This window comes from Candidatus Sororendozoicomonas aggregata (assembly GCF_031528575.1).
Lineage (GTDB): Bacteria > Pseudomonadota > Gammaproteobacteria > Pseudomonadales > Endozoicomonadaceae > Endonucleibacter > Endonucleibacter aggregata.
On the sequence record NZ_JAVLSP010000038.1, the window covers coordinates 21247 to 33734 of the forward strand.

The following is a 12488-nucleotide window of genomic DNA, read 5'->3' on the forward strand; positions in this document are numbered from 1 at the left end:
AAAAAAGTGTCAGTAATAATCCAGTGTAGTTTATCCAGGAGCCTGCCCGAGAATAGACTGCGCTACTGCGGTTGCGATAAACTGGTCTAAAAATTCCTGCTTCTTCATCAAATAGCTCCACTATTCTCCTCAGAAACAGAAATTTTATCCTCAATTTCTCGCAATCCTCGCTAAGGGCCTATTCTCGGTCAGGCTCCTAGACAAACACGCTGGATCTAGAGAATCGTCTGTTATATGAGTGACAAACGGTGTATTTTTACCTGAACATACACCGACTTCACCCATAGCCTGTTCCTGCGCAAAACATGGGTCTTTGAAACACTGCTGCCCGGCTAAAGAATCAAGGAACGTGAAGCATCATACTAATATTTTCCATCAATTGCTCAAAGCGATTCCCAAGCATGACTGTCAGAAAATGGCGGATCGACATATTGGCATATTGGCATAATGGTGACTACAAAATAAGGACGCCACCTTCTGGATCTAGCCCGGATATTTCATAAACTGCCCCTAGAACCACAAGGAGCAAGCAAGGCCAGGAGCATGTTTATGAAATATCCGGGCTAGTACATGGTTTCAATGAGTTTGATGGATTGTCGTTATCATAAGCCTCTGCACTCCGTTCGTCCTGAGCCTATCGAAGGGCGTAAACTCCGGCCCATGATAGATCGTGCCAAACACCCTTCAACTCCGCTCAGGATGAACGGAGAGGGTACACGTCAATCTCATTGAATTGATGTACCAGGAGCCTGTCGGACTTGTGCTTTCGAGCATAAAATTCAGTAGGGCGAGTCAGAATTTTCGATCAACAAAGCTGGCTGAGCGTTTATAAATGCGAACCATAAAAAGCCAACTGTCCTCTGAAAGTTATTTTTTCTAACCCTTATCTGGTCAATCTGTTTGAAAAACCTCGGGAGTACATTTATAGTAATAGGTGTCGTTTACTGTTCTTCGCTCAGTAACGAATGAAACAGTCATCGGGCTTCCATTTCTGTCCTCTTCCAGTCCAGCCGTATTTTATTCACCAGCTTCCCAGGCAAGTTAACATCTACGACTGACCACCGCCCATGCCAACGTTATCAGTCAAAAGCCGAAATCGAAATGACGGAGTTTCTTATGTTTGATAAAGGCATTCAATTTCCTTCAGTGGCCGGGCTGTCTTTGGCTCTTTTGTGCATTATGCGTACAGCGACAGCTGATGCTCAGGTATACAAAATAACGGCCCACGGTAAAGGCACCAGCGCTATCCCAAAAGTGTCTATGGAAAGCTCTGGGGAGAGTGTTAACGTCGTCAGCAAGCTGGACATTACTGTTGCGGAATATAAACGTGAAAATTATATCGAAATAAAGGCAGATGTATACTATAAGTTGAATTACGGCGGTTTAGTAGCCGCTAACAATAAAAAGGGATGGTTTGGTTATTCCATGTCTGGTCTTAGCCATGGAGGCACTTTCGGTAAGGAAAGATTCACCCTCGATATCTGGTGTAAAGGTAGTGGTTCTGACGGATTTATTCTCCGAAAAAAACCAACTCACCAACCAGAACAAAGTTTCATAGTAGGTCATATATCTTGCAAAAAAAGGTAATGCATCCAAGCAAATGCTTTTATGACCACATTATCGGCAATTTTTGCCCCCCGGTTAGAGCCGTTTGGTCATCATGACCAGGTGCATTGATGACCGCGCTGTCTGAAGTATTTCCAGGAGCCTGACCGAGAATAGTGCCCTTAGCGAGGATCGCGAGAAATTGAGGATAAAAATTTCTGCTTCTGAGGATAATAGTGAGGCTATTTGATGAAGAAGCAGGAATTTTTAGACCCATTTATCGCAACCGCAGTAGGGTAGTCTATTCTCGGTCAGGCTCCTAGGCAGGTTTTTACGCAATGACAATCTTCTGAGAGTACTTGAGCTATATATACAACAATTGTTGTTTTTATGGGACGAAAGGCTTGGCTTAGCCCGGATATTTCATAAACTGCCCTTAGAGCCGCAAGGAGCAAGCAAGGCCAGGAGCATGTTTATGAAATATCCGGGTTAGGTGGTTGAACTTATTGTATTACTCCAGCTCGACCATTAAAAGTCAACTATCTTCTATAAATTATTTCTTTTATAAATTCTATCGGGTTAACTCGTTTGAAAAAATGCGGGGATGTATCTATAGTGAAGAGAATAGTTTCCTGTTCTTAACTCAGGAGCAAATGCAAGCGTTACTTGACTTCCATTTCTGTACTCCCCTAACCGTACTTTATTCAGAAGCTTCACAAGCCAGTTGAACATCTACGACTGACCATCGTCCCTGCCAAAGCTGTCAGTCAAAAGCCGGAATCGAAATGACGGAGTTTCTTATGTTTTACAAAAGCATTCAATTTCCTTCAGTGACTATACTGTCTCTGGCTCTTTTGTGCATTGTCCACGCAGCGACAGCCGATGCTGAGGTATACGATGTAACTTCCCATGGCAATAACACCAGCGTTATCACAAAGGTGTCAAGGGAGACGACGAAAGAGCAAGTTAATGTCGTCAGCAAGCTGAAAATTACTGTTCCGAAATATGACCGTGAACATAATATTGAGATAACAGCAGATGTCTATTACAAGTTGAGAAAAGGCGATTTAAAAACTGCCAATAATAAAGGTGGATGGTTTGATTTTTCCATGTCTGATCCTACCCATGGAGGTGCTTTCGGTAAGGACAAATTTACTCTCCATGTTTGGTGTAACGGTAGTGGCTCTAATGGGTTTATCGTCAGAAAAAAATCTAAACGCCACCCACAACAAAGTTATATAGTAGGCCACATATCTTGTGAAAAGTTGTAATGTGTTTGAACACATGCTTTATCAAATAGCGCAGGCTCAAAACCCTCACCAGAGCGTTAGCCTGGTGGTGGAAACAACCACAGGCATTGCGAAGCTTTGCCCCGAAGGTCGTGTTGCTTAGGTGGCGTTCATTCGCCACCTAAAGCATGTGGAGCGAAGCGACATCCTTATTGATTATTCTGTCGGCAGTTTCCAGCTCCCCTCATTGGTACCATTCGATAGTCATGATCGAATTCATCGATGTCTTCAACGTCCGTAGTTTTTCAGGACAGGTCACCACACACTGGTAACCTGTCGGGTTTTTTTCAGTGATAGGGAAAATCTGTTTTTTACTGAGTCATCGGTGTTTGACGTTTTTATGTTTGGCTTCCATTTCTGCGCTACCCTGACCGTACTTTATTCAGAAGCTTCCAAAGCCCGCTGAACATCTAAGGCTTACCATCCTGCCCGAGCGAGCGTTGTCAGTCAAAAGCCGGAATTGTATTACGGAGTTTCTTATGTTTTACAAAAGCATTCAATGCCCTTCAGTGGCTGTACTGTCTTTGGCTTTTTTTTGCGTTGCGCACGCAGCGACAGCCCATGCCAAGGTGTACAGCGTCACTAACCACGGTACCGGCACCAAATCTACCTACAAGACGAAGTATGATCCGGATGAGTTTGTTAGCACTATCAGCCAGCTGAATATTACTGTTCCGAAATTTGGCAAACAAAACTACGTTGAAATAAAAGCAGATGTATACATTGGGTTGGGTCACGATCTTTTAGCTGCTTGCAAAGGTAATTATTTTGATTTTGGAATGGTGGGTGATGTTTCGCATGGTGGGCATTTCGGTAAGGATAGATTTACTCTCCGTGTCTGGTGTTGTTTTTCTGGCTCTGGTGGGTATATTGCCCGAGCCAGTCTGCCTCTAGTAGGCAACCCCATAGTAAACCATATTTCTTGTAAAAGAGGGTAATGCGTCCCCCAAACTAATACGTTATTATTGCCCACACTGTCGACAGTTTCTGGTTCCCACCGGTTGGGCTTTTTGGTTATCATAACCCTGAACCCATTGATGATGATGTCCTCAGAATCTGACGTTTTTCGGGACAGGTCACCACGAGGTTATACCCTGCCAAGGCTTTTCAGCAATACAAAAAACCTGTTGTTTATACTGAGAAGCAGTCTTAGCTCAGCTTTTATAAATAGGGATTATCAAAAATCAAAAAATCAAAAAATCAATTGTCTTCTAAAGGTTATTTTTTTATACACCCCCTTATCTGATTAACCCCTTTGAAAAAATGCGGGAATGTTTCTATAGTTAGGCGTAGTTTCCTGTTCTTCACTCAGGAGAAAACGCGAGCATTATTAGCTTTTTATTTCTGTACTCTTCTGAACGTACTTTTATTCCCAAGCTTGCCAAATAGCTGAACCCACCACTGATCAACCTGCCCATCCCGTAGTTGTCAGTCGGAAACAGTAATTGATGTGACGGAGCTTCTTATGTTTGACAAAAGCATTCAATGTCCTTCAGTGGCTGCACTGTCTTTGGCTTTTTTTTGCGTTGCGCACGCAGCGACAGCCCATGCCAAGGTGTACAGCGTCACTAACCACGGTACCGGCACCAAATCTACCTACAAGACGAAGTATGATTCGGATGAGTTTGTTAGCACTATCAGCCAGCTGAATATTACTGTTCCGAAATTTGGCAAACAAAACTACGTTGAAATAAAAGCAGATGTATACATTGGGTTGGGTTACGATCTTTTAGGTTCTTGGAAAGGTAATTATTTTAATTTTGGAATGGTGGGTGATGTTTCGCATGGTGGGCGTTTCGGTAAGGATAGATTTACTCTTCGTGTCTGGTGTTATCGTCCTGGCTCTGGTGGGTATATTGGCCGAGCATGTATGCCTCTAGTAGGCAACCCCATAGTAAACCATATTTCTTGTAAAAGAGGGTAATGCGTCCCCCAAACTAATACGTTATTATTGCCCACACTGTCGACAGTTTTTGGTTCCCACCGGTTGGGCTTTTTGGTTATCATAACCCTGAACCCATTGATGTCCGCAGAATCTGACGTTTTTCAGGACAGGTCACCATGAGGTTATACCCTGCCAAGGCTTTTCAGCAATACAAAAAACCTGTTGTTTATACTAAGAAGCAGTCTTAGCTCAGCCTTTATAAATAGGGATGATCAAAAATCAATTGTCTTCTAAAAGTTATTTTTTTATACCCACCCCCTTATCTGGTTAACCCCTTTGAAAAAACGCGGGAATGTCTCTATAGTTAGGCGCGTAGTTTCCTGTTCTTCACTCAGGAGAAAACGCGAGCATTATTAGCTTTTCATTTCTGTACTCTCTAATGGTACTTTGTTCAGAAGCTTGCCAAATAGCTTAACCCACCACTGATTAACTTGCCCATTCCGTAGTTGTCAGTCGGAAACATTCATTGATGTGAGGGAGTTTCTTATGTTTTACAAAAGCATTCAATGCCCTTCAGTGGCTGTACTGTCTTTGGCTTTTTTTTGCCTTGCGCACGCAGCGACAGCCGATGCCAAGGTGTACAGCGTCACTAACCACGGTACTGGCACCAAATCTACCTACAAGACGAAGTATGATCTGAGTGAGTATGTTAACACTATCAGCGAGCTGAATATTACTGTTCCGCAATTTGGCGAAAAAAACTACGTTGAAATAAAAGCAGATTTATACATGCATTTGGGTAAAGGTGCTATAGAACCCTGGCCCCGGTTTGCTGGTTATTTTGGTTATAATATGACTGAACTTCATCCTGGTGGGTTTTTCGGTAAGGATAGATTTACTCTCCGTGTCTGGTGTTATGCTCCTGGCTCTGGTGCGTCTATTCGCCGAGCATATATGCCTCTGGATCAAAACCCCATAGTAAGCAATATATCTTGTAAAAAAGGGTAATGCGTCCCCAAACATATGCTTTATTGCCAATACTGTCGGCAGTTTTTAACTCCCCTTGGTCGGAACCCTTTGTTCATCATAACCCTGACCTTATTCATGTCCGCAGAATCTGACGTTTTTCAGGACAGGTCACCACCAGGTTTTACCCTGCCAAGTCTTTTCAGTAATACAAAAAACCTGTTGTTTATACTGAGAAGCAGTCTTAAAAGTCATGCGCGTTTAACGCATAATGGAGTAACAGGCTTAGCTCAGCCTTTATAAATAGGGATGATCAAAAATCAATTGTCTTCTAAAAGTTATTTTTTTATACACTCCCTTATCTGGTTAGCCCCTTTGAAAAAACGCGGGAATGTCTCTATAGTTAGGTGCGTAGTTTCCTGTTTTTCACTCAGGAGAAAATGCGAGCATTATTAGATTTTTATTTCTGTACTCTTCTGAACGTACTTTATTCCAAAGCTTACCAGTCCAGTTGAGCATCCACGACTGACCCGCCTGCACATTCCTGTGTTGTCAGTCAAAAACCCGATTTGAAATGACGAAGTTTCTTATGTTTGACAAAAGCATTCAATGCCCTTCAGTGGCTGCACTGTCTTTGGCTTTTTTTTGCGTTGCGCACGCAGCGACAGCTGATGCCAAGGTGTACAGCGTCACTGACCACGGTAAAGGCACCAAATCTACCTACAAGACGGATTATGATTCGTCTGAGCTTGTTAACAGTGTCAGCGAGCTGCATATCACTGTTCCGCGATTTGGCGAACAAAACTACGTTGAAATAAAAGCAGATTTCTACTATAAGTTGCCTAAAAATGGTACAAGGACCTATCTTAATAATGGTTATTTTGATTATAAAATGACTGAACTTACGCATGGTGGGCATTTCGGTAAGGAGAGATTTACTCTCCATGTCTGGTGTCTTGCCCCTGGCGCTTATGGGTATATCGGCCGAAAAAATGAACCTCGAAAAGGTAGCCCCTTAGTAGGGAGTGTATATTGTGAACAGGGGTAACGCGTTCCCAAACTAATGCGTTATTATTGCCCACACTGTCGACTGTTTCTGGTTCCCCAGTGTCGGCGCCCTTTGGTCATCATAACCCTGAACTCATTGACGATGATGCCCGCAGAATCTGACGTTTTTCGGCACAGGTCACCACGAGGTTATACCCTGCCAAGGCTCAGTAATACAGAAAACCTGTTGTTTATACTGAGAAGCAGGCTTAGCTCAGCCTTTATCAATAGGGATGATCAAAAATCAGTTTCTTCTAAAAGTTATTTTTTTATACCCACCCCCTTATCTGGTTAACCCCTTTGAAAAAACGCGGGAATGTCTCTATAGTTAGGCGCGTAGTTTCCTGTTGTTCACTCAGGAGAAAACGCAAGCATTATTAGATTTTCATTTCTGTACTCTTCTGAACATACTTTATTCCCAGGCTTACCAGTCCAGTTGAGCATCCACGACTGACCCGCCTGCACGCTCCTGTGTTGTCAGTCAAAAACCCGAGTTGAAATGACGGAGCTTCTTATGTTTGACAAATGCGTTCAATGCCCTTCAGTGGCTGCACTGTCTCTGGCTTTTTTTTGCCTTGCGCACGCAGCGACAGCCGATGCCAAGGTATACAGCGTAACGGGTCATGGTGGTGCCAAGGTTACCTCTGATGTGGGTATGCGCTCAGAGGCCGTTGACGTTGTCACCCAGCTGAATATTACTGTGCCGGAATATGGCGTTAAAAGTTACGCTGAAATAAAAGCAGATGTATACATAAAGTTGAATTACGGTGAATTAAAAGCTGCCAATAATGCTAGCTGGTTTGGTTTTTCCATGTCTCATCCCAAGCACGGAGGCCCTTTCGGCAAGGAAAAATTTACTCTCCGGGTCTGGTGTAATAATAGCGGCTCTGATGGGTATATCGTCCGAAAACATTCTGGTAGCGAAGTAAAATACGGTTTCATAGTCGGCGATATATCTTGTAAAAAACAGTAATGCATCTCAATTCTGACTCGCCCTACTGAACTTTACGCTCGAAAGCATAAGCCCGACAGGCTCCTAGTCGGATTGGCTGAGCTTTTATAAATTCGCCCTATCAAAAATAAAATGTCTTTTAAAAGGTACTTTTTTATAACTTTTATAAGTTTATAGTTATTATCTAATTGACCCGTTTGAAAAACCTCGGGAGCGTATCTAAAGTGAGGTGTATCGTTTACTGCTTTTTACCCAGTAGCGAATGCGACAGTCATCAGCATCGATTGCTGAACTTTTCTAAACGTATTTTATTCACCCACTTCACAAGCCAGTTAGCATCTACGATTGATCATCCTGCACATGCCGGAGTTGTCAGTTAAAAACCAGAATTGAAATGACGAGGTTTCTTATGTTTAACAAAAGCATTCAATGCGCTTCAGTGACTGCGCTGTCTTTCATTCTTTTGTGCATTGTGCACACAACAACAGCCAGTGCCAAGGTATACAGCATAACTCCCCACGGTGACGGCACCAAAGTTACCTCGAAAGTATCTTTGGACACCTGGGGAGAGGCTGTTGACATTATCAAAAAACTGAATATCACTGTTCCGAAATATAGCCCTGAAAACTATGTTGAAATAAAGGCAGATGTCTACACCAAAATAGAGGACGATGGTTTAAAAACTGGCTGGGATGATAGGTGGTTTGGTTTTTCCATTATTAGTCTTAAGCATGGAGGCATTTTTCACAGGGAAAAATTTACCCTGCGAATCTGGTGTAACGGTTCAGGGTCTGAGGGATTCATCGTCCGAAAAGATGTTCGAAGACTTTTCCATGAATTTTACATAGTGGGCGGTATATCTTGTACAAAAAGTTAAAGCATCTCAACACATGCTTTATTGCTCACACTCGGCAGTTTGGGTTAATCTCCGGTCGGAACTGTCTGGTCATCATCACCCTGAACTCATTGATGCCAGGAGCCTGTCGGACTTAAGACAATTTCGGCTAAAATGAGGATGTAATTTAATTTGTGTAACGCTCATTGTTATTCTCGTCTTTGGAGGGTTAACGACAAGCGTTTACACAAATTAAATTATCTCCTCCTTAAACGGTCAACTGCTTAATTCAAGTGTAAGACGCTCCTTCTATCTGAATCAGCTTCTTTGTCATTTTTATTGAAAAGCCCTTATTGCATCTCCATGTAATGGTGTATAGTGTCACCCCATCGAACAACCATGACAACTGTAGGGTTTCGAGTTTCTCGAGACCAATGACTATTGCCAGATACCGATTCTGATAGCACTAAAGCAGGATACGCCTTATGTCCGCAAAGATCCTCCATGCTGTAAAGCCCGGTGTAATTTCGGGTGATGACGTACAAAAAGTCTTTGAAATAGCTAGAGAAAACCAGTTTGCACTGCCTGGTGTAAACTGTGTTAACACCGACTCCATCAATGCCGCTCTCGAAGCGGCCGCCAAAGTTAAAGCCCCCATCATTATTCAACTATCCAATGGCGGAGCCGGCTTCTTTTCCGGAAAGGGTCTGAAGCTCGATGGTCAGCACAGCCAGATTATTGGCGCCATCGCAGCGGCCAAATATGTTCATGCTGTAGCCGAAAGCTACGGTATACCCGTGATTTTACATACGGATCACGCAGCCAGGAAACTACTCCCCTGGATTGATGGCCTCCTTGATGAAGGCGAGCGTTTCTTCGAGCAGACTGGCAAGCCCCTATTCAGCTCCCATATGATTGATTTATCTGAGGAGTCTTTGGAAGAAAATATTGATATCTGTGCCACTTACCTGCAGCGAATGGCACGCCTCAACATGACGCTGGAAATTGAACTGGGCTGTACAGGCGGTGAGGAAGACGGTATTGATAATACCAATATGGACTCCTCCCTGCTTTATACCCAACCGGAAGATGTGGCCTACGCTTACGAAAAGCTCAGTGCCATCAGCCAACGATTTACCATTGCTGCTTCCTTTGGCAATGTGCACGGTGTTTATAAGCCCGGAAATGTTGTATTGACCCCGAAGATTCTGGACAACTCCCAGAAATATGTGTCCGAAAAATTCAACCTGCCAGCTAAATCCCTGAATTTTGTTTTCCATGGTGGTTCGGGATCTACCCTGGAAGAAATCCGTGAGGCCATTGACTACGGCGTCATCAAAATGAATATCGACACAGACACCCAATGGGCCACCTGGAACGGTGTACTCAATTACTACACCAGCCATAAGGATTACTTGCAGGGGCAGATCGGCAACCCTAAAGGGGACGATCAACCTAACAAAAAATTCTATGATCCACGCGCATGGTTGCGTGCTGGTCAAAATAGCATGATTGCCCGCCTTGAGCAGGCTTTCACTGACCTGAATGCCGTTGATGCGCTTTAACGATTAACTGTGCTTTAAACGTTAATTCCAGGTTCTGTTGACATTAGAACCTGGCCTCACCCCTGGTAACACCCGGCGTATATTCAAGGAACTGAAGACTCTCCTTCTACTCGGATGAGCGGATCATTTATCAGCAATGTCAGGATGAGCAAAAACAAACATCTGACCCACTAACGTTATGGGCCAGAGCTTTTACCACTGTCTGGCTTAGAACCATTTCATCCAGCGAGGAAACCAGATGACCACCATTTTTTAGTGAGCCATCTGAGCCTGAAATTCCAGGTGCTGTTTATAGACATCAACGGTGGTAGAACTGATAAGTTCTTCAAGGGCCTGTTGGTTCATAAAACCTGAAGAAAAGTCCTCTCCATTGCTGTTTAAATGCGCTTTTGCCGCTTCTCGAAAATGACTGATCAGATCCCTTGGATTCTCCCCCCCCATGGCAACCCTTATAGTGGTGGGATGAATGTCAGCCTGCTTCAATGCCTCTGGACTTAGCTCTGAGTGGGAAGTGAGTGCCGGACAGAGCATCAGGGTGTCATTCTGACCAAGGCTCACCATGTGCCCAAAGCCCGGGGACAGCGCATCAAAAAAACGAACAAAAGTATCTCTTGGAATATTCGCTTTCTCAAAATCGATGGAAAACAGCGGGCTTGGAAGTCCCAGATACAGCAGTTTTTTTCGTAGTGTTGCGTTTGGGTGGTTATCCAACCCATGACTATTCACTGAAATGACCGGATGGCTATCAAGATAACGGGTGAATATCAGGGTATTAATACATTTGGACAACACACGGTTTTCCAGTGTTTTGATACCGTTAAGTACCTCAGCCGCCTTGTCAGCATCCAGGAAAGCACCTTTGATATAATAAACATCCCAGAACAGTGTTTGCTCCCAGCTTATACCCTTGTGTTTTGTTCCTTTCGGAATAAACATCTTGTGACTTTCACCAATAACAACGCCGGCTGTTGTGTTGCCGCTACCGGCAAGGTCTTTGGTATAACTGTGAATAACATAATCTGGACGCTCCTGAGGGTTATGACGTTGGAGCGGTTTATTAAGAATAGGCGTTGCCAGTGTAGAGTCCAGCATTACTGTATGCCCATGTTGGTGAGCCAATGAGCAAATGGCAGATACATCCAGCATATAACCATGAGGGTTACAGGGAGACTCCAGATAAATATGCAACGATGTGCCTGAGTTGAGCTGGCTTTGATATTTTTTCCGAACTGCCAGCAGGCGTTTATCAAACTCATCCCCACTGTAACCATCAAACCACTCAAGGGTAATGTTTAGCCGATTTTCCCTGGCAAAGTAATCATGTAATAGCTGATGGCTGCCACCGTAGATATTCCTTGAGACGATCAAGATATCATCCCGCTTTAGCTGGTTACTCAAAATACCATCAATAGCGGCCATACCGCTATTGAAGTTCCAGGCGAGATATTCACCGGAGTATGGGCCTGCCTCAAGCTCGACTATCGTATTGGATAGCGCAATAGACGTAGGGTTTAGCAACCTTGAATAGATAGGGTGAGTGCTTTCTTTTCCGTGAAAAGCATCATCAACCCACTCAGAACAGGCATAAAGGTAGGTGGCGGTTCGCACAATAGCCGGCGATGAGGAAAACAAGGTGCCAACGTTAGCAAATAAAGGATAGTCACCTTTGGCTAGATGAGTGCGACTGTCAAAGCCAAGGGTTTTGTAGGTGTTGCGCAGACCAGGTTGCAGGGAGTCAATTAATTTTGCCAGCTGGAAGCAAAGAAATTTTTTGGCATTGAAGTAACTGACACGATCTGATTTAGGTAACTTATCAAGGGTCGCCTGTGTTATTTCTGCCAGGTGGCCGATATGTCCGGCACTCTGATAAAGGTTGGCGGCGACTTGTTGCAGAGCCTGACCAAACTCTGAGGCAGGGTCTATACCGAAATGAATCAGCTGCTCCTGCGCAAGCTTACTGGCACTTTTAGCCGTAGTACTTTTGCGGGCAGGAGAGAGGTTTCGCATGGCTCGGGTCTGATCTGGATGATCCATATTCACCCCCTGTTGGCTTTATGTTCAATGCTCAATGTAACAGCTTTAGAGGGTAAGTTCTGTAACTTTACTTTATTGTTGGTATGGTTTTATATGGTTTTCTCAGGAGGCTGACCGGGGTTTAGAGCGTGCTATGGCTGATGAGCCGAAGCCCATTCTGGTGACTCAAAGTAGACTCCAGAAGACAAAAACGCCGACAACAGCCGCAATGGCCATAGCAAAAAGACGCTCAAAGGCGTCTTTGTGGATAATGTGGACAATGCCCGTCAGGGACTGGAAGTCAGCCATGAACCGGTTTGAAATTATGTTTCCAGACCGGATCAAGGTGTAAACAAGTAATGGCGTTTACACAGAATTATTTACAGGCTCC

11 protein-coding genes are annotated in these 12488 nt (G+C 43.9%); 10 read left to right on the top strand and 1 reads right to left on the bottom strand.

The window, feature by feature from the left end; translation table 11 throughout:
• Window positions 1-1116: 1116 nt before the first annotated feature.
• The 9 genes from V4C51_RS09085 (at window position 1117) to fbaA (ending at window position 10084) form a co-directional block, all read left to right on the top strand.
• Window positions 1117-1587, top strand: coding sequence for a hypothetical protein (locus V4C51_RS09085; protein WP_330925840.1), 471 nt, complete (start codon window positions 1117-1119; stop codon window positions 1585-1587).
• A 758-nt stretch (window positions 1588-2345) separates the two neighbouring features.
• Window positions 2346-2816, top strand: coding sequence for a hypothetical protein (locus tag V4C51_RS09090; protein ID WP_330925841.1), 471 nt, complete (start codon window positions 2346-2348; stop codon window positions 2814-2816).
• A 497-nt stretch (window positions 2817-3313) separates the two neighbouring features.
• On the top strand, window positions 3314-3772 hold the full coding sequence (locus V4C51_RS09095; protein WP_330925842.1) for a hypothetical protein: 459 nt from the start codon (window positions 3314-3316) through the stop codon (window positions 3770-3772).
• Between the two features lie 527 nt (window positions 3773-4299).
• Window positions 4300-4758, top strand: coding sequence for a hypothetical protein (locus tag V4C51_RS09100; protein WP_330925843.1), 459 nt, complete (start codon window positions 4300-4302; stop codon window positions 4756-4758).
• Window positions 4759-5265: 507 nt separating this feature from the next.
• Entirely contained in the window at window positions 5266-5727 is a 462-nt protein-coding gene (locus V4C51_RS09105; protein ID WP_330925844.1) for a hypothetical protein, read from the top strand.
• Window positions 5728-6274: 547 nt separating this feature from the next.
• The gene (locus V4C51_RS09110; RefSeq protein ID WP_330925845.1) at window positions 6275-6733 is read left to right on the top strand and encodes a hypothetical protein; all 459 of its coding nucleotides are present in this window, start codon (window positions 6275-6277) and stop codon (window positions 6731-6733) included.
• Window positions 6734-7246: 513 nt separating this feature from the next.
• Window positions 7247-7705, top strand: coding sequence for a hypothetical protein (locus V4C51_RS09115; protein WP_330925846.1), 459 nt, complete (start codon window positions 7247-7249; stop codon window positions 7703-7705).
• Between the two features lie 388 nt (window positions 7706-8093).
• Complete coding sequence (locus tag V4C51_RS09120) at window positions 8094-8561, top strand: hypothetical protein (protein WP_330925847.1); 468 nt, start codon at window positions 8094-8096, stop codon at window positions 8559-8561.
• Between the two features lie 443 nt (window positions 8562-9004).
• Window positions 9005-10084, top strand: a complete 1080-nt coding sequence (gene fbaA / locus V4C51_RS09125; protein WP_330925848.1) for a class II fructose-bisphosphate aldolase — start codon at window positions 9005-9007, stop codon at window positions 10082-10084.
• A gap of 252 nt (window positions 10085-10336) precedes the next feature.
• Here fbaA and V4C51_RS09130 read toward each other — a convergent pair whose 3' ends face one another.
• The gene (locus tag V4C51_RS09130; protein ID WP_330925849.1) at window positions 10337-12118 is read right to left on the bottom strand and encodes a trans-sulfuration enzyme family protein; all 1782 of its coding nucleotides are present in this window, start codon (window positions 12116-12118) and stop codon (window positions 10337-10339) included.
• 133 nt (window positions 12119-12251) lie between these two features.
• Between V4C51_RS09130 and V4C51_RS09135 the strand changes: the two genes are divergently transcribed.
• Entirely contained in the window at window positions 12252-12449 is a 198-nt protein-coding gene (locus V4C51_RS09135; protein ID WP_330925850.1) for a hypothetical protein, read from the top strand.
• Window positions 12450-12488: the final 39 nt, after the last annotated feature.